Origin of the sequence: Streptomyces cyaneofuscatus (assembly GCF_042718795.1) — a bacterium.
Lineage (GTDB): Bacteria > Actinomycetota > Actinomycetes > Streptomycetales > Streptomycetaceae > Streptomyces > Streptomyces cyaneofuscatus_A.
Window position 1 is genome coordinate 144,534 of the sequence record NZ_JBHXOX010000020.1, and the last position, 26,116, is coordinate 170,649.

The window sequence follows — 26,116 nt, forward strand, 5'->3', positions numbered from 1 at the left end:
GCGCAGGCTTTCCGGCCTCCCGCCCGCGCCCCGGCCGTTCACAGCAGCCCCTGCCGCATCGCGCCCGTCACCGCCGCCGTCCGGTCGTTGACGCCCAGCTTCCCGAAGGCCCGCAGCAGATGGGTCTTCACCGTCGACTCCCCGATGAACAGCCGCCGCCCGATCTCCGCGTTGGTGCACCCCTCCGCCACCAGCCGCAGCACCTGCGTCTCGCGCTCCGAGAGCCGGGGCAGCTCCGGCACGGACCGCAGCCGGTCCACCAGCCGGGTCGCCACCGACGGGGCGAGCACCGTCTCCCCGCGAGCCGCCGCCCGCACCGCCTCCGCCAGCTCCGCCCGCCCCAGATCCTTGAGCAGATAGCCGGACGCCCCCGCCTCCACGGCCCGCAGGATGTCGCTGTCGCTCTCGTACGTCGTCAGCACGACCACCCGGCACGGCAGCCCCGCCGCCCGGATCCGGCGGATGGACTCCACGCCCCCGCCGCCCGGCATCCGCAGGTCCATCAGCACGATGTCCGGCAGCAGCCCGGCACAGAGCGCCTCGGCCTGCGGACCGCTCGACGCCTCGCCGACGACCTCCAGACCGGGCGCGGTGTCGAGCATCCCGCGCAGCCCCTCCCGTACGACGGGGTGGTCGTCGGCCAGCAGGACGCGGATCATCGGGGGCTCCTCGAGGTCGGCGGCTTCGTCGGCAGGTGCACGGTCACCGTCGTACCCGAGCCCGGAGCGCTGTGCACGGCCGCCCGGCCGCCCGCCTCCTCGGCCCTGGCCCGCAGCCCGGCGAGGCCGTAGCCCTCGTGCGGTGACCGGAGGTCGAAGCCGCGCCCCCCGTCCCGTACGGACAGGGTCAGGGCGTCGGGGGCGTACTCCAGCAGGACGGTCACCGGTACGGCGTCTCCCTCGTGCTTACGGGTGTTGGCGAGGGCCTCCTGGCAGGCGCGCAGGGCGACGACCTCGTGCGCGGTCGGCAGCGGCCGGGCGGTCCCGGTCACCGTCAGCCGGGCCGGGGCACCGGTCCCGTCGCTGTGGCGCCCGGCCAGCCGGCCCAGGGCGTCCGCGAGCGATCCACCGGCCAGATCGGCGGGTGAACCCCGGCGACCAGCGCCCGCGCCTCGGCCAGGTTCTCCCGGGCGGTCCGCACCATCAGCGCCACATGGCGGCGGGCGCGCGGCGGATCGTCGTCCAGCTCGGACTCGACGGCCTGGGAGAGCATCAGCAGGCTGGTGAACCCCTGCGCGAGCGTGTCGTGGATCTCCCGGGACATCCGCTCCCGCTCCGCCAGCGCACCGTGGGCCGCCGACAGCCGGGCGATCTCCTCCCGCCCCGCCTCCAGCTCGGCGATCAGCGCGGCCCTCTCCCGGCTCTGGCCGATGATCCGGATCGTCCAGCGGCCCAGGAACGCCGCGAAGGCGAAGGTCGCCGCCGCCAGCAGGAGCCGGAACCCCGCCTCGCCCGCCGCCGGCCGCCACACCAGCACCCACCCCACGTACGGCACCGCGCCCAGCACACCCAGGACCCGCAGGGCGGCGCCCAGCCGCAGCAGCGTGAAGCACTGCGGGGCGAGCGCGAAGGTCACGAGCTGCGTCTCGCCGACCAGCACCGCCGCGGGCAGGAAGAGCAGGACGGCCCCGAGGACGTAACGCCGCTCCGGCACCCCGGCCGCCGTGTCGCCGAGCAGCGCCGAACGCCCGGCCCACAGGTACCAGGGCAGCGTCAGCCCGACGAGCGCGGCCGCCACCACCCGCAACGGCCAGGACGGTTCGGCCGCGCCGAGCACGAGGACGACCGTGACCGCCCAGACCACGCCGAAGTACCCGTCCCAGGGGCGCAGCGGCCGGGCCCACTCGTCGGGCTCCCGTGCTCCTGAGGCGCCGGGGGGGCTCATCGCGTAACACGTCGGCGGACACAACGGGCATCCTCCGACGCCCGGACCGGTGGGGGAAGGGGCGGGCCTCGCGGGTGGCCGATTCCCCTCCCGTCAACCTGACAAGGGCTGATTCATCCCCACGTACATCCACCGCACGTTTGGTCATGAGCCCGAGCATCCAGTGGTGGCCGCGATTTCCCGCCCACTGCCCGTACACCTTTATGTCCACCGAACGGCTGACCCGTCCAGGGGTGCGGCACAATGACCGTGCCCGGCTGACCACTCAGTGATGGAACGGCGATATGACGACTGCAGCGGTAGACCACCACTCCCCGTCCCACCTGGACGAGGACGGCGGTAAGCGCACCTTCGGGGCCGGACGGGGACTCGCCCTGCTTCTGGTGATCACCGGCGCGGCCGGTCTGCTGGCCTCCTGGGTCATCACCATCGACAAGTTCAAGCTGCTGGAGGACCCCTCCTTCACGCCCGGCTGCAGCCTCAACCCGGTCGTCGCGTGCGGCAACATCATGAAGAGCGAACAGGCCGCGGCGTTCGGGTTCCCCAACCCGATGCTCGGCCTGGTCACGTACGGCATGGTCATCGCCATCGGGATCGGCCTGCTGGCCGGCGCCCGCTACCGGAGCTGGTTCTGGCTCGGCCTCAACGCGGGCACCCTGTTCGGCGTCGGCTTCTGCACCTGGCTCCAGTACCAGTCGCTGTACAACATCAACTCGCTCTGCCTGTGGTGCTGCCTGGCCTGGGTCGCGACGATCATCATGTTCTGCTACGTGACCACGCACAACGTCAAGCACCGCATCCTCCCCGCGCCCTCCTGGCTGCGGAACGGGCTGACCGAGTTCCACTGGGTTCCGCCGGTGCTGTGGATCGGGATCATCGGGATGCTGATCCTGACGCGCTGGTGGGACTTCTGGACCAGCTGAGCCCCGTCCGCCCACCGGCCCGACGGCATGTCAGTGGGGTCGCATAGGCTTCATGACGTGGAGCCCGACCTCTTTACCGCAGCCGCCGAAGACCGCCAGGAGAAGGACCCGTCCAGCAGCCCCCTCGCTGTCCGGATGCGTCCGCGCGTCCTGGACGAGGTCGTCGGCCAGCAGCATCTGCTGAAGCCGGGATCGCCGCTGCGCCGGCTCGTCGAGGGGAGCGGAGGTCCGGCCGGTGCCTCGTCGGTGATCCTGTGGGGCCCGCCCGGCACCGGGAAGACGACCCTGGCGTACGTGGTCAGCAAGGCCACCAACAAGCGCTTCGTCGAGCTCTCCGCGATCACCGCCGGCGTCAAGGAGGTCCGGGCCGTCATCGAGAGCGCGCGCCGCGCCACCGGTGGCTTCGGCAAGGAGACCGTCCTGTTCCTGGACGAGATCCACCGCTTCTCCAAGGCCCAGCAGGACTCCCTGCTCCCCGCCGTGGAGAACCGCTGGGTGACCCTGATCGCCGCCACCACGGAGAATCCGTACTTCTCCATCATCTCGCCGCTGCTCTCGCGCTCGCTCCTGCTCACCCTGGAGCCGCTCACCGACGACGACCTGCGGGATCTGCTGCGCCGGGCGCTGACCGACGAGCGCGGGCTCGGCGGGGCCGTCACCCTGCCCGAGGACGCCGAGGCGCATCTCCTGCGCATCGCGGGCGGTGACGCGCGCCGGGCGCTCACGGCGCTGGAGGCGGCGGCCGGTGCGGCGCTCGCCACGCACGAGGCGGAGATCACGCTGGAGACGGTCGAGGCGACCGTCGACCGGGCCGCCGTGAAGTACGACCGCGACGGCGACCAGCACTACGACGTGGCCAGCGCTCTCATCAAGTCGATCCGCGGCTCCGACGTGGACGCCGCCCTGCACTATCTGGCCCGGATGATCGAGGCGGGGGAGGACCCCCGGTTCATCGCCCGGCGGCTGATGATCTCCGCCAGCGAGGACATCGGCCTCGCCGACCCCACCGCCCTGCCGACGGCGGTGGCGGCCGCGCAGGCCGTCGCGATGATCGGCTTCCCGGAGGCGGCGCTGACCCTCAGCCACGCCACGATCGCCCTCGCGCTCGCACCCAAGTCCAACGCGGCGACGCTCGCGATCTCCGCCGCGCAGGAGGACGTGCGCAAGGGGCTCGCGGGACCCGTCCCGGCCCATCTGCGGGACGGCCACTACAAGGGCGCCGCCAAGCTCGGCCACGCCCAGGGCTATGTCTATCCGCACGACGTCCAGGGCGGTATCGCCGCCCAGCAGTACGCGCCGGACGCGGTCCGCGACCGGCAGTACTACACCCCCACCCGGCACGGCGCCGAGGCGCGGTACGCGGACGTGGTCGAGCGGGTCCGCGAGCGCCTGGGCCGTACTCCCCAAGGCGCGGACCCGTCCTGACCCGCCGACGGCGGTCCCGGGATCAGGACGCGGCCGCCTCGAAGAGCGTGTGCATCGCCCGCCGCAGCTCGGTGACGTCCCGTACCGGCTCCGGAAACTCGAAGCGGGCGTCGAAGCACGACCCCTTGTCCTCCACGAACCGCACCCGCAGCCCGAAGCGGTCCAGCGCCACCGGCACGGCGGTGGGCTGGTGCGAGGAGCAGGCCCGCGCCGTACGTTCGCCCAGCAGCCCGCACAGGGTGCGCATCTGGTCGTCGTGAGCGGAGTGCAGGTGCTGGAGCAGCTCCGCCTCGTGGCCGGAGAGCGGATCGGGGGCGGCGTCCCGGAAGTCCTCCGCCTCGATGTCCTCGGCGCCCCAGAGGTCGTCCACGTACGCCTCTCCGAACTCCAGGCGCAGCATCATGCGGCCCGGCTCCGCGAGGCCGGGTACGGAGGTGAGCCAGCCGGAGACCCAGGCGCGGCCGCGGATGCGGTGCGGTACGGAGACCGGGGCGACGTCCGTGATCTCCAGCACGGCCGTCAGCTCGTCGCCCTGTGCGTGCGTCGCGGCCCGGACAGCCGGGGAATCCGCGGGGAATTCGAGGAACAGGTCACCCTCCGGCCCCACGCTCCTGCTGTCCGGGACCAGGGGTTCGGCGCGGGCCAGATCCAGCCCCGGTACGACCAGCAGTGCGGAGCAGGTACTCTGTACGAGAGTTCGTGTGCGCTCGGCTGCTGACGGCATCCGAGTGGTATCAAGCCCGCTGGGACGCGGCTGACCACGATCAGATCGGCCTTCCGTCGTAGCAGCACCCTCTGAGGAGGTGCTGCCGCTGTCTGTGCTGTCCGTGACGTGAGTGGTGTTCCCAGGGCGAGACATGCGATCTCCTTGAGTAAGGTAAGCCTAACCTAACCTACAACGGAGGTCTGGAGAACGTGCCTAACCAGTCGCGTCCCAAGGTCAAGAAGTCGCGTGCCCTCGGCATCGCTCTGACGCCCAAGGCTGTCAAGTACTTCGAAGCGCGTCCGTACCCGCCGGGCGAGCACGGCCGTGGCCGCAAGCAGAACTCGGACTACAAGGTCCGTCTGCTGGAGAAGCAGCGCCTGCGTGCGCAGTACGACATCAGCGAGCGCCAGATGGCGCGCGCCTACGACCGCGCCAAGAAGGCCGAAGGCAAGACGGGCGAGGCGCTGGTCGTCGAGCTCGAGCGCCGCCTCGACGCCCTGGTCCTGCGTTCGGGCATCGCCCGCACCATCTACCAGGCCCGTCAGATGGTCGTCCACGGCCACATCGAGGTCAACGGTGGCAAGGTCGACAAGCCGTCCTTCCGCGTGCGCCCGGACGACATCGTCCAGGTCCGCGAGCGCAGCCGCACCAAGGTCCCCTTCCAGGTGGCCCGCGAGGGTGGCTACGACACCGACGGTGAGACCCCGCGCTACCTCCAGGTGAACCTGAAGGCCCTGGCCTTCCGCCTGGACCGGGACCCGAACCGCAAGGAGATCCCGGTGATCTGCGACGAGCAGCTCGTCGTCGAGTACTACGCCCGCTGATCCAGGCGTAGCCGCTCTCACCAGCGCTCCGGCCCGCCCCTCCCGGTCATCCGGGAGGCGGCGGGCCTTCGCGTTCCCCCGGCGGAGGGACCACCGCCCGCCCCGGGCGTGTCGCGGTGCCCCCGAGCCCCGCCACCGCCCGCGCCGAGCGCCCGCTCGACCGCCGCCGTCCGGTCCAGCCGCCAGCCGGCCCGCCGCCCCGCCTCGTACGCCGCGTCCCCCAGCTCCCGCCGCACCTGCTCCTCGCACTCCACCCGCGGCCGCCCGAAGTGCACCGAGCCGAACAGCGGCAGCCCCACCGAGGGCCAGATCCGCTCCGCCGCTCCCTGGAGCACCGCGGCCTCCCCGGCGTCGCCCTCCACCGCCGTCACCAGCGCCAGCAGCTCCAGCGAGAGCGCGGTGGCCAGCAGATCGTCGAAGGTCCGGCCGATCGACAGGCACTCCCCGAGCATCCGCCGCGCCCGCTCCGGCAGCCCCCGCCGCAGCGCCGCGTACGCCAGGACGTAGAGCGCGTACGCCAGCGCCCACCGCTCCCCATGGTCCTCGCAGAGCTCCCGGACCTCCTCGCAGATGTCCGCCGCAGCGTCCAGATCCCCCTGGAACGCCACCGCCATGGCCAGCTCCACCTGGGCCATCACCACATTGCTGTTCAGCTCACCGATCTCCCGGTAGCGCCCGAGCGCCTCCCGCAGCAGCTCCTCGGCGCGCGCCGGGTCGTCCGTGACGATCGCCAGACAGCCCGTACGGTGCACCGCGTACGCCGTCGCCGTCGCGTCCCCGGACCGCTCGGCCTCCTCCCGGCACTCCTGGAGCGCCGAGATCGCCCCGACCGCGTCCCCCTGGAGCACCGCCACATACCCCAGCACCCACAGCACCTTGAGCCGCGAGGAGTCGTACGGGGTCGGCTCCTCCAGGACGTGCTCCAGCCAGTACCGGCCCTCCGACAGCCGCCCGCACCCGGCCCAGTAGAACCAGAGCGAACCCGCCAGATGGTGCGCGAGATGGACCTCGTCGGGGCTCTCCATGGAGCACTCCATCGCCCGCCGGAGGTTGGGCAGTTCGGCGTCGATCCGGGCCGCCACCTCCGCCTGGCGCGGCGAGAACCAGTCCAGCTCGCACCAGGTCGCAAGACCCAGGAACCAGTCCCGGTGCCGCCGCCGCATCCGCCGGGTGTCCCCGGCCGCCGCCAGCCACTCGGCGCCGTACTCACGGACCGACTCCAGCAGCCGGTACCGGGTGCCCGTCGCGCCGTCCTCCCGCTCCACCACCGACTGCGCCAGCAGCTCCTCCAGCACGTCGAGCACCGCGTCGGCCGGCAGACCGGCGCCGCCGCAGATGTACTCGGCGGCCTCCAGATCGAACTGCCCGGCGAAGACCGAGAGCCGCGCCCACAGCAGCCGCTGCTCGGGCGTGCACAGCTCATGGCTCCAGCCGATGGCCGTCCGCAGCGCCCGGTGGCGGGGCGGAGCGCCGCGACTGCCGCCCGTCAGCAGCCGGAACCGGTCGTCCAGGCGCAGCAGCACCTGGTCGACGGAGAGGGCGCGCAGCCGCCCCGCGGCCAGTTCCAGCGCCAGCGGAATCCCGTCGAGGCGGTGGCAGAGCTCCAGCGTGGCCGCCCGGTCCCCGGCGGTCGGCTCCCAGTCCGGCCGCACCGAGCGGGCCCGCTCCGAGAAGAGCTCCACCGCATCCTCGTCGCACATAGGGGCGAGGGTGAACGTCACTTCACCGTCCACCAGGAGGGGGCGGCGCCCGGCCGCGAGCACCCGGAGCCCCGGCGCCCGCCGCAGCAACTCCCGTACGAGATCGGCGCAGCCGTCCACCAGATGCTCGAAGCCGTCCAGCACCAGCAGCGCCCGGCGCTCGCGGAGGTGCTCGACGAGCACGGTGCGCGGCGGCCTGCCCGTGTGGTCGGTCAGTCCGAGCGCCTCGACCACGGCGTGCTCCAGCAGGCCGGCCTCGCGGACCGGGGACAGCTCGGCGAACCAGACCCCGTCGCAGTACCGTTTCTCCGTCAGCGCGGCGACCCGGCCGGCACACCGGGTCTTGCCCACGCCCGCCACTCCGACGACGGTGACGAGTCTGGACTCCTCCAGCAGCCCGCCCAGCGCCGCCAGTTCGTATCCGCGGCCCACGAACCGGTTCAGCTCCGCCGGGACGTTGCCAGCCGGGGCGGAACGGGGGGAGTCCGGATCATCCGGGTCGGTGAAGGGGGGCTGCAGGTGTCGCATGAAACACGCAGGGTACTGGCCCGCGTGCTCTCCGTACAATCCGGCCGCCGGGCCCCGCCCCCGCCGCCGGAGAATGCGGCGGGGCCCGCCGGGAATGCGGTACGGGAGAAGATGTGCGGCGCGATAGGCTCGTCGGTGGACAAGCGACAAGCAGACAAGCGACGAGCAGAGAGCGGTGCACAGTGTCCGGTGGAGAGGTGGCCGGGATCATCGTGGCCGTCTTCTGGGCGATCCTGGTCTCGTTCCTCGCCGTGGTGCTGGTGAGGCTGGCCCAGACGCTCAGGGCGACCACCAAGCTGGTGGCGGACGTGACGGAACAGGCCGTTCCGCTACTGGCCGACGCCTCGGCGACGGTGCGTTCCGCCCAGACCCAGTTGGACAAGGTCGACGCCATCGCGAGCGACGTCCAGGAGGTCACCTCCAACGCCTCGGCGCTCTCCACCACCGTCGCCTCCACCTTCGGCGGCCCCCTCGTCAAGGTCGCCGCGTTCGGCTACGGCGTCCGGCAGGCGCTGGGCCGCCGCACCGCCCCCGAGCCCGCACCGGAACCGGCGCGGAGCCGCTCCTCCCGCCGCACGGTGATCGTCGGCCGGACCGTACCTTCGGCGCGCGGACGCAAGCGCGAACGCCGAAACGCCCGCGGACAGAAGGACTGATCCAGCGATGTTCCGCCGCACGTTCTGGTTCACCGCCGGCGCAGCCGCCGGTGTGTGGGCCACCACCAAGGTCAACCGCAAGATCAAGCAGCTGACGCCCGAGAGCCTCGCGGCGCAGGCCGCGGACAAGGCGATCGAGACCGGCCACAAGCTCAAGGACTTCGCCCTCGACGTCCGCGACAACATGGTCCGGCGGGAAGCCGAACTGGGCGGCGCCCTCGGCCTGGAGGCACCGGTCGATCCCGACCTCCCCGTCCAGCGGCACTACGCCGTCGAGGCGGCCGAGCCCGCGAACACGTACCGCACACTTCCCTACAAAACGAACAACCGGAATGAGGACCACTGATGGAGTCGGCTGAAATCCGCCGCCGCTGGCTGAGCTTCTTCGAGGAGCGCGGTCACACCGCCGTGCCTTCGGCGTCGCTCATCGCGGACGACCCGACTCTGCTGCTGGTCCCCGCGGGCATGGTCCCCTTCAAGCCGTACTTCCTCGGCGAGGTCAAGCCGCCCGCCCCGCGCGTCACCAGCGTGCAGAAGTGCGTGCGTACGCCGGACATCGAAGAGGTCGGCAAGACCACCCGCCACGGCACCTTCTTCCAGATGTGCGGCAACTTCTCCTTCGGGGACTACTTCAAGGAAGGCGCCATCCAGCTCGCCTGGGAGGCGCTGACCAACTCCGTCGAGGACGGCGGCTACGGGCTCGACCCCGAGAAGCTCTGGATCACGGTCTACCTCGACGACGACGAGGCCGAGGCCATCTGGCGCGACAAGATCGGCGTCCCCGCCGAGCGCATCCAGCGCCTGGGCAAGAAGGACAACTTCTGGTCCATGGGCGTCCCCGGACCCTGCGGCCCGTGCTCCGAGATCAACTACGACCGCGGCCCCGAGTTCGGCGTCGAGGGCGGCCCCGCCGTCAACGACGAGCGCTACGTGGAGATCTGGAACCTGGTCTTCATGCAGTACGAGCGCGGCGCCGGCGACGGCAAGGAGGACTTCCCGATCCTCGGGGACCTGCCGTCGCAGAACATCGACACCGGTCTCGGCCTCGAACGCCTCGCGATGATCCTCCAGGGCGTACAGAACATGTACGAGACCGACACCCTGCGCGTCGTCATGGACAAGGCCACCGAGCTGACCGGCGTCCGCTACGGCGCCGAAAAGGGCACGGACGTCTCGCTCCGCGTCGTCGCCGACCACATCCGTACGTCGGTGATGCTCATCGGCGACGGCGTCACCCCCGGCAACGAGGGCCGCGGCTACGTGCTGCGCCGCATCATGCGCCGCGCCATCCGCAACATGCGGCTGATGGGCGCCACCGGCTCCGTGGTCAACGAGCTGGTGGACGTCGTGATCAACACGATGGGGCTCCAGTACCCCGAGCTCATCACCGACCGCAAGCGCATCGAGACGGTCGCGCTCGCCGAGGAGGCCGCGTTCCTCAAGGCCCTCAAGGGCGGCACCAACATCCTGGAGACCGCCGTCACCGAGACCAAGGCCGCCGGCGGCCAGGTCATCGCCGGTGACAAGGCGTTCCTGCTCCACGACACCTGGGGCTTCCCGATCGACCTGACCCTGGAGATGGCCGCCGAGCAGGGGCTCTCCGTGGACGAGGACGGCTTCCGCCGCCTCATGCAGGAGCAGCGCGACAAGGCCAAGGCCGACGCCCGTGCCAAGAAGACCGGTCACGCCGACCTCTCCGCCTACCGCGAGGTGGCCGACACCTCCGGCGCCACCGAGTTCACCGGCTACACCACCACCGCCGGCGAGTCCACCATCGTCGGCCTGCTGGTCGACGGGGTGCCCTCGCCCGCCGCCACCGAGGGCGACGAGGTCGAGGTCGTCCTCGACCGCACCCCGTTCTACGCCGAGGGCGGCGGCCAGCTCGCCGACACCGGCCGCATCCGGCTGGACACGGGCGCCGTGATCGAGATCCGTGACGTCCAGAAGCCGGTCCCCGGCGTCCACGTCCACAAGGGTGTCGTCCAGGTCGGTGAGGTGACGGTCGGGGCCCCGGTCTTCGCCTCCATCGACTCCACCCGACGCCGGGCCATCGCCCGCGCCCACAGCGCCACCCACCTCACCCACCAGGCGCTGCGCGACGCGCTCGGCCCGACGGCCGCCCAGGCCGGCTCCGAGAACTCGCCCGGCCGCTTCCGCTTCGACTTCGGTTCGCCCGCCGCCGTTCCCGGCACGGTCCTCACCGACGTCGAGCAGCGGATCAACGAGGTCCTCTCGCGCGAACTCGACGTCCAGGCCGAGGTCATGTCGATCGACGAGGCCAAGAAGCAGGGCGCCATCGCCGAGTTCGGCGAGAAGTACGGCGAGCGGGTCCGGGTCGTCACCATCGGCGACTTCTCCAAGGAGCTGTGCGGCGGTACCCACGTCCACAACACCGCCCAGCTCGGCCTGGTCAAGCTGCTCGGCGAGTCCTCCATCGGCTCCGGCGTGCGCCGGATCGAGGCCCTCGTCGGCGTGGACGCGTACAACTTCCTCGCCCGCGAGCACACGGTCGTCGCCCAGCTCCAGGAGCTGGTCAAGGGCCGTCCCGAGGAGCTCCCGGAGAAGATCGCGGGCATGCTCGGCAAGCTGAAGGACGCCGAGAAGGAGATCGAGAAGTTCCGCGCGGAGAAGGTCCTCGCGGCCGCCGCCGGACTGGTCGAGTCCGCGCGAGACGTACGCGGCGTGGCCCTGGTCACCGGTCAGGTACCCGACGGCACCTCCGCCGACGACCTGCGCAAGCTGGTCCTGGACGTGCGTGGCCGCATCCAGGGCGGCCGCCCGGCCGTCGTGGCCCTGTTCACCACCGCCAACGGCCGCCCGCTCACGGTCATCGCCACCAACGAGGCCGCCCGCGAGCGCGGTCTCAAGGCCGGTGACCTCGTCCGTACGGCCGCCAAGACGCTCGGCGGCGGTGGCGGCGGCAAGCCGGACGTCGCCCAGGGCGGCGGCACGAACCCGGCCGCCATCGGCGACGCCGTCGCCGCTGTCGAACGCCTCGTCACCGAGACGGCGTGACGGGCGGGATGACGCGGATGCGCCGCGGACGACGGCTCGCCGTCGATGTCGGGGACGCCCGGATCGGGGTCGCCTCGTGCGACCCCGACGGGATCCTGGCCACGCCGGTGGAGACCGTGCCGGGACGCGATGTCCCGGCCGCCCACCGGCGGCTCCGCCAGATCGTGGACGAGTACGAGCCGATCGAGGTCATCCTCGGTCTGCCGCGCTCGCTCGGCGGCGGCGAGGGCCCGGCGGCAGCCAAGGTCCGCGACTTCGCCCAGGCGTTCGCCCGTTCGATCGCACCCGTTCCGGTGCGGTTGGTGGACGAGAGGATGACCACAGTGACGGCCGCTCAGGGCATGCGCGCCTCGGGCGTGAAGTCCAAGAAGGGCCGGTCTGTCATCGACCAGGCTGCCGCTGTGGTGATCCTTCAGAACGCTCTGGAGTCCGAACGGGCGTCAGGCCTTCCCCCGGGCGAGGGCGTCGAAGTGGTTGTCTGATCGCGATACGGTAACGTTCCGCGCGATGCGTCGGTGGTTCGAACAAACACCGCACAGCGAAGCGAAGAGACGGAACGTCGTCTCGCGGCTCTAGGGGATCGATGACTGAGTATGGCCGGGGCCCTGGCTCCGAACCGTGGCATCCCGAGGACCCCTTGTACGGGGACCAGGGATGGGGAGGCCGCCAGGCCGACCACGGCCAGAGCCAGTACGGCGACCAGCAGCAGTCCTATCCGCAGGACCCGTACGCCCAGCAGCACCAGAACCACCAGCAGCAGAATCAGCACCAGCAGTACCAGAACCACCAGCAGTACCCGCAGCAGCACTCGTACGACCAGCACCAGCAGTACGAGCAGCCGCACCAGCCCCAGCCCGAGTACGCCGCTCAGCAGCAGGACCCGTACGGTCAGCAGCCCCCCGCCCAGCCGCAGTACGACGGCGGCTGGGACTCCGGCCAGCAGGCCGCCGTGCCGTACGGGGCCGAGCCCCAGGACCCGTACGCCCAGCAGCAGCCCGGCTACGGCGAATCGCACGACTACTACGGCACCCCCGAGGCCTACCCCCCGCCGCAGCCGCCGGGCCGCCGCGAAGCGCCCGAGCAGCAGCAGAAGCCGTCGACGGACTGGGACCCGGACGAGCAGCGGGAAGAGACGCATCCTTTCTTCACCGGCGCCGACGAACCCGCCGCCCGTGAGCCCCGCGACGGCGACGATGACCCGGACGACGACTCCTCCCGCTCCGCGCGCCGGGACCGCGGCGGCAGTGAGCGCAGGGGCGGCAAGGGCAAGAAGAAGAGCCGCAACGGCTGCGCCTGCCTGGTCGTCTCCCTCGTCCTGGTCGGCGGCCTCGGGGGAGTGTCGTACGTCGGCTACACCTATTGGCAGAAGCAGTTCGGCGCCCCGGCGGACTTCGCGGGGGAGGGCACCGAGGAGCAGGTCGAGGTCGAGATCCCCGAGGGAGCCCTCGGCTACGACATCGCCAACATTCTGCGGAAGAAGGGCGTCGTCAAGTCCTCCGACGCCTTTGTCGCTGCACAGAACAGCAACCCCAAGGGCAAGTCGCTCCAGGCCGGTGTCTACCTCCTCAACAAGGAGATGTCGGCGTCCAGCGCGGTCGCGCTGATGCTTGATTCCAAGAGCCAGAACCTCCTGGTAATCCCGGAGGGCACCCGTAACGCCACGGTCTACGAGAAGATCGACCTCCGGCTGGGGCTCGACAAGGGCACCACCGCGAAGGTCGCCAAGGCCAAGGCGGAGTCGCTGGGGCTGCCCGACTGGGCCGACGACAACCCGGACGTGAAGGACCCGCTGGAGGGCTTCCTGTATCCGGCGGCCTACCCGGTCGCCAAGGGGTCGAAGCCCGAGGCCGCGCTGAAGCGGATGGTCACCCGGGCCAACAAGGAGTACGACAAGCTCGACCTGGCCGCCACCGCCAAGAAGCTCGGCCTCAAGAGCCCGTGGGAGCTCGTCACCGTCGCCAGCCTCGTGCAGGTCGAGGGCAAGTACAAGCACGACTTCGACAAGGTGGCACGCGTCGTCTACAACCGCCTCAAGCCGGGCAACATGGAGACCGTCGGGCGGCTGGAATTCGACTCCACGGTCAACTACATCAAGGGTCAGAGCACCCTGGACATCGGAGCCGTCGACGATCTCCGGAGGATCGACGATCCGTACAACACGTACAAGATCATCGGTCTGCCGTCCGGCCCGATCAGCAACCCGGGCGGGGACGCTCTGCACTCGGCCATGAACCCGACCCCGGGTCCCTGGTACTACTTCGTCTCCATCAACGAGGACAAGACCGTCTTCGCGGAGACCAACGAGGAGCACGAGAAGAACCGGCGCGAATACGAGGACGGGAAGTCCGGCCAGTGAACGCCTCCCGCCGCGCAGCGGTCCTCGGCTCGCCCATCGCCCACTCGCTCTCCCCGGTACTGCACCGCGCCGCGTACGCCGAACTCGGCCTCGACGACTGGTCCTACGACCGGTTCGAGGTCGACGAGGCGGCGCTGCCCGGCTTCATCGAGGGGCTGGACCGCTCCTGGGCGGGGCTCTCCCTGACCATGCCGCTGAAGCGGGCGATCATTCCGCTGCTGGACGAGATCAGTCCGACCGCCGCCTCGGTGGAGACCGTCAACACGGTCGTGTTCACCGAGGACGGCCGGCGGACCGGCGACAACACGGACATCCCCGGCATGATCGCCGCCCTGCGGGAGCGCGGGGTCGAGAAGGTCGAGTCCGCCGCCGTCCTCGGCGCCGGCGCGACCGCCTCCTCCGCCCTCGCCGCCCTCGCGGTGATCTGCGCCGGTCCGGTCACCGCCTACGTACGGAGCCGGGAACGCGGTGACGAGATGCGCGGCTGGGGACAGCGCCTCGGCGTGGACGTCCGGGTCGCGGACTGGGCGGAGGGCGCGCGCGCACTGGAGGCGCCGCTCGTCATCGCCACGACCCCGGCCGGAACGACGGACTCCGTGGCCACCGACGTACCGGAGAAGCCGGGCATCCTCTTCGACGTGCTGTACGAGCCCTGGCCGACGCCGCTCGCCGCAGCCTGGTCGGCACACGGCGGCGCTGTCGTCGGGGGGCTCGACCTCCTCGTGCACCAGGCGCTGCTCCAGGTCGAGCAGATGACCGGACGGCGCCCCGCCCCGCTGGCGGCCATGCGGCGGGCCGGGGAAGCCGCGCTCGCGGCCCGCTGACACGTTCGACCTGATGAAGTGGCGTCCGGTTGCTGGACCGGCGGCCGGACACCGCGCACAGTCGTGGGAGGATCAAAGGCGGCGGGCCGGGGCCGCGCACCAGGCCGCGCCGTTTGATTTTCAGGCGCGAGCATGAGGGAGCACCGTTGAGCAGGTTGCGCTGGCTGACCGCGGGGGAGTCGCACGGCCCCGCACTGGTGGCGACGCTGGAGGGTCTTCCCGCCGGCGTCCCGGTCACCACGGAGATGGTGGCGGAGGCGCTCGCCCGGCGGCGGCTCGGTTACGGCCGCGGTGCCCGGATGAAGTTCGAGCAGGACGAGGTCACCTTCCTCGGCGGTGTACGGCACGGCCTCACCATGGGCTCCCCGGTCGCCGTCATGGTCGGCAACACCGAGTGGCCCAAGTGGGAGCAGGTCATGTCGGCCGACCCGGTCGACCCGGCCGTGCTGGCCGAGTCGGCCCGTAACGCCCCGCTGACCCGGCCCCGCCCCGGCCACGCCGACCTGGCGGGGATGCAGAAGTACGGCTTCGACGAGGCCCGGCCGGTCCTGGAGCGCGCCAGCGCCCGGGAGACCGCCGCGCGCGTCGCCCTCGGGGCCGTCGCCCGCTCCTACCTCAAGGAGACCGCGGGCATCGAGATCGTCAGCCACGTCGTGGAGCTGGCCGCCGCGAAGGCGCCGTACGGCGTCTACCCGGTCCCCGCCGACGTGGACAAGCTGGACGCCGACCCGGTCCGCTGCCTGGACGCTGACGCCTCCAAGGCGATGGTGGCCGAGATCGACCAGGCCCACAAGGACGGCGACACCCTCGGCGGGGTCGTCGAGGTGCTGGCGTACGGCGTGCCGGTCGGGCTCGGCTCGCACGTGCACTGGGACCGCCGCCTGGACGCCCGGCTCGCCGCCGCGCTCATGGGCATCCAGGCCATCAAGGGCGTCGAGGTCGGCGACGGCTTCGAGCTGGCCCGGGTCCCCGGCTCGAAGGCGCACGACGAGATCGTCGCCACCGACGAGGGCATCCGCCGCACCTCCGGCCGCTCCGGCGGCACCGAGGGCGGGCTCACCACCGGTGAGCTGCTGCGGGTCCGCGCCGCGATGAAGCCCATCGCGACCGTGCCGCGCGCCCTCGCCACCGTGGACGTCACCACCGGCGAGGCCACCAAGGCCCACCACCAGCGCTCCGACGTCTGCGCCGTCCCGGCCGCGGGCATCGTCGCGGAGGCGATGGTCGCCCTGGTCCTGGCCGACGCGGTCGCGGAGAAGTTCGGCGGCGACAGCGTGGCCGAGACCTCCCGCAACGTCCGGTCGTACCTCGACCACCTCCAGATCCGATGAGCGGCCCCCTGGTCGTCCTCGTCGGCCCGATGGGCGTCGGCAAGTCCACCGTCGGCGAACTGCTCGCCGCCCGGCTGGGCACCATCTACCGGGACACCGACACGGACGTCGTCGCCGAGGCGGGCAAGCCGATCGCGGAGATCTTCTACGACGAGGGCGAGGAGCACTTCCGCGCTCTGGAGCGCCGGGCCGTCGCCGCGGCGCTCGCCGGGCACCCGGGCGTCCTCTCCCTCGGCGGCGGCGCCGTCCTGGACGAGGCGACCAGGGAGCTGCTGGCCGGCCGGCCGGTCGTCTACCTCTCCATGGACGTGGACGAGGCCGTCCGCCGCGTCGGTCTGGGCGCCGCCCGCCCGCTGCTCGCGGTCAACCCGCGCCGGCAGTGGCGCGAGCTGATGGACGCCCGCCGCCACCTGTACGAAGAGGTGGCCCGTACGGTCGTCGCCACCGACGAGAACACCCCCGAAGAGGTCGCCCAGGCGATCATCGACGCACTGGAACTGCCGGAGGGCCAAGCGGCCCCCGGCGTGGAGAGCACCGGCATGACGCAGCAGAGCCCCACCCGCATCCAGGTCGCAGGCTCCGCGGGCTCCGACCCGTACGAGGTCCTCGTCGGCCACCAGCTCCTCGGCGAGCTGCCCCAGCTCATCGGCGACCGCGCGAAGCGGGTCGCCGTCCTGCACCCCGAGGCGCTCGCCGAGACCGGTGAGGCGGTCCGTGAGGACCTCGCGGCCCAGGGGTACGAGGCCATCGCGATCCAGTTGCCGAACGCGGAGGAGGCCAAGACCGTCGAGGTCGCCGCCTACTGCTGGAAGGCGCTCGGCCAGACCGGCTTCACCCGCACCGACGTCATCATCGGCATCGGCGGCGGCGCCACCACGGACGTCGCCGGGTTCGTCGCGGCGAGCTGGCTGCGCGGGGTGCGCTGGATCGCCGTCCCCACCACCGTGCTCGGCATGGTCGACGCGGCCGTCGGCGGCAAGACCGGCATCAACACCGCCGAGGGCAAGAACCTCGTCGGCGCCTTCCACCCGCCCGCCGGGGTCCTCTGCGACCTCGCGGCCCTGGAATCGCTGCCGGTCCACGACTACGTCTCCGGCATGGCCGAGATCATCAAGGCCGGCTTCATCGCCGACCCGGTCATCCTCGACCTGATCGAGGCCGACCCGGAGGCCGCCCGTACGCCTTCCGGGCCGCACACCGCCGAGCTGATCGAGCGCTCCATCCGGGTCAAGGCCGAGGTCGTCTCCAGCGACCTCAAGGAGTCCGGACTCCGCGAGATCCTCAACTACGGCCACACGCTCGGCCACGCCATCGAGAAGAACGAGCGCTACAAGTGGCGCCACGGGGCCGCCGTCTCCATCGGCATGGTCTTCGCCGCCGAGCTGGGCCGGCTCGCCGGACGCCTCGACGACGCCACCGCCGACCGGCACCGCACCATCCTGGAGTCGGTGGGCCTGCCGCTCACCTACCGCGGCGACCAGTGGCCCAAGCTCCTGGAGAACATGAAGGTCGACAAGAAGTCGCGCGGCGACCTCCTGCGCTTCATCGTCCTGGACGCCCTCGGCAAGCCCACCGTCCTGGAGGGCCCCGACCCGGCCGTGCTGCTCGCCGCCTACGGGGAGGTCTCCGCGTGACCCGCAGGGTCTTCGTCCTCAACGGCCCCAACCTCGGTCGGCTCGGCTCCCGCGAACCCGACGTGTACGGGGCCACCTCCTACGCCGGACTCGTCGAGACCTGTACCGCGCTCGGCAAGGAGCTCGGCTTCGACGTCGACGTACGCGAGACGAACGACGAGGGCCAACTGATCCGCTGGCTCCACGAGGCGGCGGACGGTTCGATTCCGGTCGTCCTCAACCCGGGCGCCTTCACGCACTACTCGTACGGGATGCGGGACGCGGCCGCCCAGCGCACCGCCCCGCTGATCGAGGTGCACATCTCCAACCCGTACGCCCGCGAGGAGTTCCGGCACACCTCTGTGGTCGCCCCGGTGGCCACCGGCACCGTCGCCGGGTTCGGCATCGGTTCCTACCGGCTCGCCCTGCGGGCCCTGGCCGACGAACTGACGGACTGACAGCCCCCCGGTGCTCACGGGCACTCCACGCCCTCCCGGGCCGTTCACCTCGAGACGGTCCGGGAGGGTACGGTAGCCGTCCCATCAGCGTCAGTCGCAGTTACGAGACGGAGTGGCCACCGGATGCAGCACCCAGTGGGGGCCCCGCTGCCGCCGCCCCAGGGACCCGGGAACGGGCCGGCGGGCTGGTCGCACCAGGCCCAGCACCCCGGTCACCCCGGACCGCCGGGCCCGCCCCCGATACCCCCGCCGCACCAGGCCCCCCAGCCCCCCGCGCACGGCCAGGCCCCACCGCCTCCGGCCCCGGGGCAAGCACCGCAGCCTCCCGCCCCCGGTCAGGCCCCGCAGTACGGCTGGAGCGGCACCGGGCCCACCCCGCCGCCCTCCGGCGGGCAGCCCACCGGGCACGTCCCGCTGCCCCCGGGCGGCCCCGTCCCGCTGCCCGCACCCCCCGCCGAGCCGGGCACCGGCGGCGCCACGCTCGCCGTGCTGCTGATCGGCCCCGCCGGCGCGGGCAAGACCACCGTGGCCCGGCTCTGGGCGGCCCGCCGCCGGGTGCCCACCGCCCACGTCTCCCTGGACGACGTCCGCGAATGGGTCTGCTCCGGCTTCGCCGACCCCCAGGCCGGCTGGAACGACCACTCCGAGGCCCAGTACCGGCTGGCCCGCCGCACCTGCGGCTTCGCCGCCCGTAACTTCCTCGCCAACGGCATCTCCTGCATCCTCGACGACGCCGTATTCCCCGACCGCCCGGTGGTCGGCCTCGGCGGCTGGAAGCGCCATGTGGGCCCCGGACTGCTGCCCGTCGTGCTGCTGCCCGGCCTGGAGGTGGTCCTGGAGCGCAACGCCGCCCGCAGCGGCAACCGCAGGCTCTCCGACGAGGAGGTCGCCCGCATCCACGGCCGGATGGCCGGCTGGTACGGCTCCGGGCTCCCGATCATCGACAACTCGACGTACGACGTGGAGACCACCGCCCGGGTCCTGGACGACGTGCTCGCCCGCTCCATCGCCTCCCCGCCCACCTGGTAAGCGGCCCTGTGTGCCCCGGTCGGATGCGCCGGCCGGGCGGGGAGCGGGATTCGTTCGTACGCTCGGAGCATGTCTGAGGTGCACGCCGTCCGACGCGGGCTGCTCCGCGACCGGTGCGCCGCCGCGGGGTCCGCGGCCGCCCTGGTCTCCCGCCCCGCCAACGTCCGCTATCTCGCGGGCGGAGCGCCGCCCGGCGCCGTGCTGCTGCTCGGCCCCGGCGAGGACGTTCTGCTCTGCCCCCGCGCCCCGAGCGGGGAGGCCGGGCACGGGCGGCCCGACGAGGCGCTGCGGGTCGATGTCCTGCCCGTTCCCGACGGGGACCCGGTGGTGGCGGCCGCGGGCCTCGCCGCCGCATCGGGCGCGGACTCGCTCGCGGTGGAGGAGCACGACCTGACGGTGGCCCGGCACCGGGCCATGGGGAAGGCCGCGCCGGGCCTCCGGATGGCCGACCTCGGCTTCACGGTCGAACAGCAGCGGATCGTCAAGGATGAGGAGGAGATCGGCTGCCTCCGCATCGCCGCGGAGATCACCGACCAGGCGCTCGGAGAGCTCCTCGAATCGATCCTCGTCGGCCGCACCGAGCGCCATCTCGCGCTGGAGTTGGAGCGCCGCCTGGTCGACCACGGGGCGGACGGCCCCGCCTTCGCCACCTCCGTCGCCACCGGCCCCAACTCAGGCCAGGGGCGCCACCGGCCCTCCGACCGCCGGGTCGAGGAGGGCGATTTCCTCTCCGTCCGCCTCGGCGCGAACTACCACGGCTACCGCTGCGAGATCGGCCGGACCTTCGTCATCGGCACCGCCCCCGCCCCGTGGCAGATCGAGCTGTACGACCTCGTTTTCGCCGCTCAGCGGGGCGGCAGGGAGGCGCTGGCGCCGGGCGCCGCCTACCGGGACGTGGACCGCGCGGCCCGGCATCTCCTGGAGTCGGCGGGGCACGGTGAGGGCCTTCAGCCGTGGACCGGGCACGGTGTGGGGCTCGAAATCGAGGAGGACCCGCAATTGGCACCGACAGCCATGGGTAAACTGGACGCTTGTGTGCCGGTCACCGTCGGACCGGGGGTCCACCTCCCGGGCCGGGGCGGTGTCCGGATCGATGACACGCTCGTCGTGCGCCCCGAGGCGGACGGCGGACCCGAGCTACTCACCATGACGACCAAGGAACTGCTCGCGCTCTAGCGCGCATCCCCGGTCGTTCCACCAGCTTCAGTCCAGGAGATTCCGCAACCGTGGCTTCCACGAACGACCTCAAGAACGGCCTGGTGCTCAAGCTCGACGGAGGCCAGCTCTGGTCCGTCGTCGAGTTCCAGCACGTCAAGCCCGGCAAGGGCCCCGCCTTCGTGCGCACCAAGCTCAAGAACGTGCTCTCCGGCAAGGTCGTCGACAAGACGTTCAACGCCGGCGTGAAGGTCGAGACGGCCACCATCGACCGCCGCGACATGCAGTTCTCGTACATGGACGGCGAGTACTTCGTCTTCATGGACATGGACACCTACGACCAGCTCATGGTCGACCGCAAGGCCGTCGGCGACGCCGCCAACTTCCTGATCGAGGGCTTCACCGCCTCCGTCGCCCAGCACGAGGGCGAGGTGCTCTACGTCGAGCTGCCCGCCGCGGTCGAGCTGACCATCCAGCACACCGACCCGGGCGTCCAGGGCGACCGCTCCACCGGTGGCACCAAGCCCGCCACCCTGGAGACCGGTTACGAGATCGGCGTGCCGCTCTTCATCTCCACCGGCGAGAAGATCAAGGTCGACACCCGCTCGGGCGACTACCTCGGCCGGGTGAACAGCTAACCGTGGCTGCCCGGAACAAGGCCCGCAAGCGCGCCTTCCAGATCCTCTTCGAGGCCGACCAGCGCGGCGAGTCCGTGCAGAGCGTTCTCGCGGACTGGGTCCGGCACTCGCGGACCGACGACCGTCAGCCGCCGGTCGGCGAATTCACGATGGAGCTGGTCGAGGGGTACGCGCAGTACGCGGACCGGATCGACGACCTCATCGTCACGTACGCCGTGGACTGGGAGATCGACCGCATGCCGGTCGTGGACCGCAGCATCATCCGGCTCGGCGCGTACGAGCTGATCTGGATGGACGAGACCCCGGACGCCGTGGTGATCGACGAGGCGGTCCAGCTCGCCAAGGAGTTCTCCACCGACGAGTCGCCGTCCTTCGTGAACGGCCTGCTGGCCCGTTTCAAGGACCTCAAGCCGAACCTCCGCCGGGAGCAGTAGCCCGCCCCGGTGCGGGGCCGCCGCGCCACGTACGCCGCGAAGGGCCCACGGTCAGTTGACCGTGGGCCCTTCGGCTTACGCGCCACCGCTACGGACCGAAAAACCGCCGGGTCGGCGGGAACCCGAAGGCTCCCGCCGACCCGGCGGCACGTTTCTGCTGAGGGGCCCGCTGGGGGCGGCCGACCCGGACCTCTCGGCCCCGGTCTCAGCTCTCGTCGTGGGAGACCGCGCGGCGCGCGTCCGCGTCCAGCACGCCCCAGCTGATGAGCTGTTCCGTCAGGACGGACGGCGACTGGTCGTAGATCACGGCGAGCGTGCGCAGGTCGTCCTGGCGGATCGAGAGCACCTTGCCGTTGTAGTCACCGCGCTGGCTCTGGATGGTCGCCGCGTAGCGCTGCAGCGGACCGGCCTTCTCCGGCGGGACGTGGGCGAGGCGCTCCAGGTCCAGGACGAGCTTCGGCGGCGGCTCGGCGGCCCCGCCCGGAGTCGTACCGGGCAGCAGCTCCTGCACCGGGACCCCGTAGAAATCCGCCAGCTCGGCGAGGCGCTGTACGGTCACGGCACGGTCGCCGCGCTCGTACGAACCGACCACGACGGCCTTCCAGCGACCCTGTGACTTCTCCTCCACGCCGTGGAGGGAGAGTCCCTGCTGGGTGCGGATGGCACGGAGTTTGGCCCCGAGCTGTTTTGCGTATTCGCTGGACATATGGCTCCCCGGACGCTGGAACAGTGTGCGGCTCCGCCGCGTGGCTGGTAACTCACTGTGAGGTTACGCAGCGTTACTTGGATGCGTCAAGCCGGATGGTCCGGACCGGCACCTCCAGAGGGCGGGGCCAAGGCCTCACACAAGCCCTGGTAACGTGGATGACGTAATTTCGACGTCCTTTAAGGTCCGTCCCGTGAGGCGGAGAAGGAGGTCCGTTTCTTATGGACGCACAGCACGACGACACCGGCAACGCGGCACGCCCCGTTCTCGAGGCCCCCGACATCGCCCGTGTCCTGACCCGTATCGCCCACGAGATCGTCGAACGCGCCAAGGGCGCCGACGACGTGGTGCTGCTCGGTATCCCGACGCGGGGCGTCTTCCTCGCCCGCCGGCTCGCCGACAAACTCGAAGAGATCACCGGCCGGAAGATGCCGGTCGGCTCCCTCGACATCACCATGTACCGCGACGACCTGCGGCTGCGCCCCGCGCGCGCCCTGGCCCGTACGGACATCCCCGGCGAGGGGATCGAGGGGAAGCTGGTCGTCCTCGTCGACGACGTGCTCTTCTCCGGCCGCACGATCCGCGCCGCACTCGACGCGCTCGGCGACATCGGCCGCCCGCGCGCCGTGCAGCTCGCGGTCCTCGTCGACCGCGGTCACCGCGAACTCCCGATCCGTGCCGACTACGTCGGCAAGAACCTCCCCACGTCGCTGCGGGAGACGGTCAAGGTCCAGCTCGCCGAGGAGGACGGCCGCGACGCCGTGCTGCTCGGTGTCCAGCAGGCCGCTCCCGCGGACGCGCAGTAGCCCGAGCGGCTCCCGTACGGCCCTTCGGGGGACGTACGGGCTGCTCCCGCGCGCCCGCATGCCTTCACACCCTCCTCCAGCCACCGGAGAACCCCAGATGAAGCGCCACCTCATCTCGGCCGCCGACCTCACCCGCGACGACGCCGTCCTGATCCTCGACACCGCCGAGGAGATGGCCCGGGTCGCGGACCGGCCGATCAAGAAGCTCCCCACCCTGCGCGGCCGTACCGTCGTCAACCTCTTCTTCGAGGACTCGACCCGGACCCGTATCTCCTTCGAGGCCGCCGCCAAGCGGCTCTCCGCCGACGTCATCAACTTCTCCGCCAAGGGCTCCTCCGTCTCCAAGGGCGAGTCCCTGAAGGACACCGCGCTGACCCTGGAGGCGATGGGCGCCGACGCCGTCGTCATCCGGCACGGCTCCTCCGGCGCCCCCTACCGGCTCGCCACCTCCGGCTGGATCGACGGAGCCGTGGTCAACGCCGGCGACGGCACCCACGAGCACCCCACCCAGGCCCTGCTCGACGCCTTCACCATGCGGCGCCGTCTCGTCGGCGCCGACGCCGGCCTCGGCCGGGACCTCGACGGCCGCCGGATCACCATCGTCGGCGACATCCTGCACAGCCGGGTCGCCCGCTCCAACGTCCACCTGCTCACCACGCTCGGCGCGCACGTCACCCTGGTGGCCCCGCCCACCCTGGTCCCGGTGGGCGTCGAACAGTGGCCCTGCGACGTCAGCTACAGCCTGGACGACGTGCTGGCGAAGTCCGACGCGGTGATGATGCTGCGTGTGCAGCGCGAACGCATGAACGCCGCCTACTTCCCGACCGAGCGCGAGTACTCCCGCCGCTACGGCCTGGACGGCCAGCGCATGGCGAAGATGCCCGAGCACGCCATCGTCATGCACCCCGGCCCGATGGTCCGCGGCATGGAGATCACCGCCGAGGTCGCCGACTCCGACCGCTGCACGGTCGTCGAGCAGGTCGCCAACGGCGTCTCCATCCGGATGGCCGTCCTCTACCTGTTGCTCGGCGGCTCCGACACCGCGCTGTCCGCCGCCCCCGCCCGTACCGAGGAGAACAAGTAACCATGAGCAAGATCCTTATCCGCGGTGCGCGGATCCTCGGCGGCGAGCCCGGGGACGTCCTGATCGACGGCGAGACCGTCGCCGAGGTGGGCACCGGCATCGAAGCCCCCGCCGGCGCCACCGTGATCGAGGCCGAGGGGCAGATCCTGCTGCCCGGACTGGTCGACCTGCACACCCATCTGCGCGAGCCCGGCCGCGAGGACTCCGAGACCGTCCTCACCGGCACGAAGGCGGCGGCCGTCGGCGGCTTCACCGCCGTACACGCCATGGCCAACACCTTTCCCGTCGCCGACACCGCCGGCGTCGTGGAGCAGGTCTGGCGGCTCGGCAAGGAGTCCGGCTACTGCGACGTGCAGCCCGTCGGCGCCGTCACCGTCGGCCTGGAGGGCAAGAAGCTTGCCGAACTGGGCGCCATGCACGACTCGGCTGCCGGGGTGAAGGTCTTCTCCGACGACGGCAAGTGCGTGGACGACGCGGTGATCATGCGCCGCGCCCTGGAGTACGTGAAGGCTTTCGACGGCGTCGTCGCCCAGCACGCCCAGGAGCCCCGCCTCACCGAGGGCGCCCAGATGAACGAGGGCATCGTCTCCGCCGAACTCGGACTCGGCGGCTGGCCCGCCGTCGCCGAGGAGTCGATCATCGCCCGCGACGTCCTCCTCGCCGCCCACGTCGGCTCCCGCGTCCACATCTGCCACCTCTCCACCGCCGGGTCCGTGGAGATCGTCCGCTGGGCCAAGTCCAAGGGCTGGAACGTCACCGCCGAGGTCACCCCGCACCACCTCCTCCTCACCGACGAGCTGGTCCGCACCTACAACCCGGTCTACAAGGTGAACCCGCCGCTGCGCACCGAGGCCGATGTCCTGGCCCTGCGCGAGGCGCTCGCCGACGGCACGATCGACTGCGTGGCCACCGACCACGCCCCGCACCCGCACGAGGACAAGGACTGCGAGTGGGCGGCGGCGGCCATGGGCATGGTGGGCCTGGAGACCGCGCTCTCCGTCGTCCAGCAGACGATGGTGGACACCGGTCTGATCGACTGGGCGGGCGTCGCCGACCGCATGTCGTTCCGCCCTGCGGCCATCGGCCGCCTCGAAGGACACGGCCGTCCTGTCTCGGCGGGTGAGCCCGCCAACCTCACGCTGGTCGATCCGGCATACCGTGGAGCCGTGGACCCCGCGGGCTTCGCGTCCCGCAGCCGAAACACCCCTTACGAGGGGCGTGAGCTGCCGGGCCGCGTCACCCACACCTTCCTGCGGGGCCGTGCCACGGTCGTCGACGGGAAGCTCGCGTGACAACACTGACCCCCCTGTACCTGCTGGCCGCCGAGAAGAAGTCGGCGGAAGTGACGGACTGGTCCGCCCGCATCGCCTGGGTGATCGGGCTGCTGCTCTTCATCGCCCTCATCTACTGGCTGATGCGCGAGGGCTGGAAGTGGCGCGGAAGGCTCCAGTCCGACCTGCCCGAGCTCGCGACGACCCCCGAGGGCTTCGCCGCCGACGAGGTGCTGCTGACGCTCACCGGGCGCTACCACGCCTCCACCACTGCCGGGCAGTGGCTCGACCGGATCGTCGCCCACGGCCTGGGCACCCGCAGCAGGGTTGAGCTAACGCTCACGGCACGCGGCCTGGACGTCGTACGCCCCGGCGCGAGCGACTTCTTCATCCCGGCCGAGGCCCTGCGCGAGGCCCGTCTCGACAAGGCGCTCGCAGGCAAGGTCCTCCCCGAGGGCGGCCTGCTGATCATCACCTGGTCACACGGCGAGACCCAGATCGACTCCGGCTTCCGCTCCGACCACGCGGCCGAGCACCAGGCCTGGGTCGAAGCCGTCAACCGGCTCGCCGGCGCCCCGGCCGCCACCGAACTCACCAGCACCACGACGGAAGGCACCGCACGATGACGATCTCCACCCGGGGGGCACAGACCCCCGCCGTACTCGTCCTGGAGGACGGCCGTGCGTTCCGTGGCCGTGCTTATGGGGCCGTGGGGGAGACCTTCGGCGAAGCGGTGTTCTCCACCGGCAT

General features: G+C 71.7%; 26 protein-coding genes and 1 pseudogene. 21 read left to right on the forward strand and 6 right to left on the reverse strand.

The window, feature by feature from the left end:
• Positions 1 to 38 precede the first annotated feature (38 nt).
• The 3 genes from ACFWRT_RS23350 to ACFWRT_RS23360 are packed head-to-tail and all read right to left on the reverse strand — an operon-like array spanning position 39 to position 1,884.
• Entirely contained in the window at positions 39 to 659 is a 621-nt protein-coding gene (locus ACFWRT_RS23350) for a response regulator (RefSeq protein WP_128850623.1), read from the reverse strand.
• Positions 656 to 991 carry a sensor histidine kinase gene (locus ACFWRT_RS23355; RefSeq protein ID WP_380953476.1) on the reverse strand — a complete coding sequence of 112 codons (336 nt, stop codon included), beginning with the start codon at positions 989 to 991 and terminating at the stop codon, positions 656 to 658. Before ACFWRT_RS23355 ends, ACFWRT_RS23350 begins: the two co-directional genes overlap by 4 nt.
• 2 nt (positions 992 to 993) lie before the next feature.
• On the reverse strand, positions 994 to 1,884 hold the full coding sequence (locus ACFWRT_RS23360; RefSeq protein ID WP_380953477.1) for a histidine kinase dimerization/phosphoacceptor domain-containing protein: 891 nt from the start codon (positions 1,882 to 1,884) through the stop codon (positions 994 to 996).
• Positions 1,885 to 2,168: 284 nt separating this feature from the next.
• On the opposite strand from ACFWRT_RS23360, the gene ACFWRT_RS23365 reads away from it, so the two are divergent.
• Together ACFWRT_RS23365 and ACFWRT_RS23370 are read left to right on the forward strand one after the other, a co-directional pair.
• Entirely contained in the window at positions 2,169 to 2,807 is a 639-nt protein-coding gene (locus tag ACFWRT_RS23365) for a vitamin K epoxide reductase family protein (protein WP_380953478.1), read from the forward strand.
• Between the two features lie 57 nt (positions 2,808 to 2,864).
• Complete coding sequence (locus tag ACFWRT_RS23370) at positions 2,865 to 4,232, forward strand: replication-associated recombination protein A (protein ID WP_380953479.1); 1,368 nt, start codon at positions 2,865 to 2,867, stop codon at positions 4,230 to 4,232.
• 22 nt (positions 4,233 to 4,254) lie between these two features.
• Here the strand turns inward: ACFWRT_RS23370 and ACFWRT_RS23375 are convergent, their stop codons facing one another.
• Positions 4,255 to 4,956, reverse strand: a complete 702-nt coding sequence (locus ACFWRT_RS23375) for a DUF2470 domain-containing protein (protein ID WP_380953480.1) — start codon at positions 4,954 to 4,956, stop codon at positions 4,255 to 4,257.
• Positions 4,957 to 5,147: 191 nt separating this feature from the next.
• On the opposite strand from ACFWRT_RS23375, the gene rpsD reads away from it, so the two are divergent.
• Complete coding sequence (gene rpsD / locus ACFWRT_RS23380) at positions 5,148 to 5,762, forward strand: 30S ribosomal protein S4 (protein ID WP_007457953.1); 615 nt, start codon at positions 5,148 to 5,150, stop codon at positions 5,760 to 5,762.
• 17 nt (positions 5,763 to 5,779) lie between these two features.
• Here the strand turns inward: rpsD and ACFWRT_RS23385 are convergent, their stop codons facing one another.
• The gene (locus ACFWRT_RS23385; protein ID WP_380953481.1) at positions 5,780 to 7,990 is read right to left on the reverse strand and encodes an ATP-binding protein; all 2,211 of its coding nucleotides are present in this window, start codon (positions 7,988 to 7,990) and stop codon (positions 5,780 to 5,782) included.
• Positions 7,991 to 8,187: 197 nt separating this feature from the next.
• Between ACFWRT_RS23385 and ACFWRT_RS23390 the strand changes: the two genes are divergently transcribed.
• The 13 genes from ACFWRT_RS23390 to nusB all read left to right on the forward strand — a co-directional run bounded on the left by ACFWRT_RS23390 (position 8,188) and on the right by nusB (position 21,499).
• The gene (locus ACFWRT_RS23390; protein ID WP_380953482.1) at positions 8,188 to 8,646 is read left to right on the forward strand and encodes a DUF948 domain-containing protein; all 459 of its coding nucleotides are present in this window, start codon (positions 8,188 to 8,190) and stop codon (positions 8,644 to 8,646) included.
• 7 nt (positions 8,647 to 8,653) lie between these two features.
• Positions 8,654 to 8,992 (forward strand): DUF6167 family protein, encoded by a 339-nt coding sequence (locus ACFWRT_RS23395; protein ID WP_380953483.1) that lies wholly within the window; start codon positions 8,654 to 8,656, stop codon positions 8,990 to 8,992.
• Complete coding sequence (gene alaS, locus ACFWRT_RS23400) at positions 8,992 to 11,661, forward strand: alanine--tRNA ligase (protein ID WP_380953484.1); 2,670 nt, start codon at positions 8,992 to 8,994, stop codon at positions 11,659 to 11,661. Before ACFWRT_RS23395 ends, alaS begins: the two co-directional genes overlap by 1 nt.
• Before the next feature lie 8 nt (positions 11,662 to 11,669).
• The gene (ruvX, locus tag ACFWRT_RS23405; protein ID WP_380953498.1) at positions 11,670 to 12,143 is read left to right on the forward strand and encodes a Holliday junction resolvase RuvX; all 474 of its coding nucleotides are present in this window, start codon (positions 11,670 to 11,672) and stop codon (positions 12,141 to 12,143) included.
• Positions 12,144 to 12,244: 101 nt separating this feature from the next.
• Positions 12,245 to 14,017, forward strand: coding sequence for an endolytic transglycosylase MltG (gene mltG / locus ACFWRT_RS23410; protein ID WP_380953485.1), 1,773 nt, complete (start codon positions 12,245 to 12,247; stop codon positions 14,015 to 14,017).
• On the forward strand, positions 14,014 to 14,841 hold the full coding sequence (locus ACFWRT_RS23415) for a shikimate dehydrogenase (RefSeq protein WP_380953486.1): 828 nt from the start codon (positions 14,014 to 14,016) through the stop codon (positions 14,839 to 14,841). Before mltG ends, ACFWRT_RS23415 begins: the two co-directional genes overlap by 4 nt.
• Positions 14,842 to 14,987: 146 nt before the next feature.
• On the forward strand, positions 14,988 to 16,172 hold the full coding sequence (aroC, locus tag ACFWRT_RS23420; RefSeq protein ID WP_380953487.1) for a chorismate synthase: 1,185 nt from the start codon (positions 14,988 to 14,990) through the stop codon (positions 16,170 to 16,172).
• The gene (gene aroB, locus ACFWRT_RS23425; protein ID WP_380953488.1) at positions 16,169 to 17,806 is read left to right on the forward strand and encodes a 3-dehydroquinate synthase; all 1,638 of its coding nucleotides are present in this window, start codon (positions 16,169 to 16,171) and stop codon (positions 17,804 to 17,806) included. The genes aroC and aroB overlap by 4 nt, the downstream gene beginning before the upstream one ends.
• Positions 17,803 to 18,243, forward strand: coding sequence for a type II 3-dehydroquinate dehydratase (aroQ, locus tag ACFWRT_RS23430; RefSeq protein ID WP_380953489.1), 441 nt, complete (start codon positions 17,803 to 17,805; stop codon positions 18,241 to 18,243). Before aroB ends, aroQ begins: the two co-directional genes overlap by 4 nt.
• Positions 18,244 to 18,366: 123 nt before the next feature.
• Complete coding sequence (locus ACFWRT_RS23435) at positions 18,367 to 19,272, forward strand: Pro-rich N-terminal domain-containing protein (RefSeq protein ID WP_380953490.1); 906 nt, start codon at positions 18,367 to 18,369, stop codon at positions 19,270 to 19,272.
• A 69-nt stretch (positions 19,273 to 19,341) separates the two neighbouring features.
• Entirely contained in the window at positions 19,342 to 20,448 is a 1,107-nt protein-coding gene (locus ACFWRT_RS23440; RefSeq protein WP_380953491.1) for a M24 family metallopeptidase, read from the forward strand.
• A gap of 50 nt (positions 20,449 to 20,498) precedes the next feature.
• Entirely contained in the window at positions 20,499 to 21,065 is a 567-nt protein-coding gene (efp, locus tag ACFWRT_RS23445) for an elongation factor P (protein WP_007453234.1), read from the forward strand.
• 2 nt (positions 21,066 to 21,067) lie between these two features.
• A complete protein-coding gene (gene nusB / locus ACFWRT_RS23450; protein ID WP_380953492.1) occupies positions 21,068 to 21,499 on the forward strand; it encodes a transcription antitermination factor NusB in 432 nt (143 codons plus the stop codon).
• 205 nt (positions 21,500 to 21,704) lie between these two features.
• On the opposite strand, the gene bldD is transcribed toward nusB, so the two are convergent.
• Positions 21,705 to 22,205 (reverse strand): transcriptional regulator BldD, encoded by a 501-nt coding sequence (bldD, locus tag ACFWRT_RS23455; protein WP_006123181.1) that lies wholly within the window; start codon positions 22,203 to 22,205, stop codon positions 21,705 to 21,707.
• A 221-nt stretch (positions 22,206 to 22,426) separates the two neighbouring features.
• Between bldD and pyrR the strand changes: the two genes are divergently transcribed.
• From pyrR to ACFWRT_RS23480, 5 genes and pseudogenes are all read left to right on the forward strand, one after another.
• Positions 22,427 to 23,011, forward strand: a complete 585-nt coding sequence (gene pyrR / locus ACFWRT_RS23460) for a bifunctional pyr operon transcriptional regulator/uracil phosphoribosyltransferase PyrR (RefSeq protein ID WP_018515203.1) — start codon at positions 22,427 to 22,429, stop codon at positions 23,009 to 23,011.
• A 97-nt stretch (positions 23,012 to 23,108) separates the two neighbouring features.
• Positions 23,109 to 24,095: an aspartate carbamoyltransferase catalytic subunit gene (locus ACFWRT_RS23465; protein ID WP_380953493.1), complete on the forward strand. Its 987-nt coding sequence runs from the start codon at positions 23,109 to 23,111 to the stop codon at positions 24,093 to 24,095.
• Between the two features lie 2 nt (positions 24,096 to 24,097).
• On the forward strand, positions 24,098 to 25,387 hold the full coding sequence (locus ACFWRT_RS23470) for a dihydroorotase (RefSeq protein WP_380953494.1): 1,290 nt from the start codon (positions 24,098 to 24,100) through the stop codon (positions 25,385 to 25,387).
• Complete coding sequence (locus ACFWRT_RS23475; protein WP_380953495.1) at positions 25,384 to 25,992, forward strand: PH-like domain-containing protein; 609 nt, start codon at positions 25,384 to 25,386, stop codon at positions 25,990 to 25,992. The genes ACFWRT_RS23470 and ACFWRT_RS23475 overlap by 4 nt, the downstream gene beginning before the upstream one ends.
• Positions 25,989 to 26,116, forward strand: a pseudogene (locus tag ACFWRT_RS23480) (carbamoyl phosphate synthase small subunit); the annotation flags it as partial. The gene ACFWRT_RS23475 and the pseudogene ACFWRT_RS23480, both read left to right, overlap by 4 nt.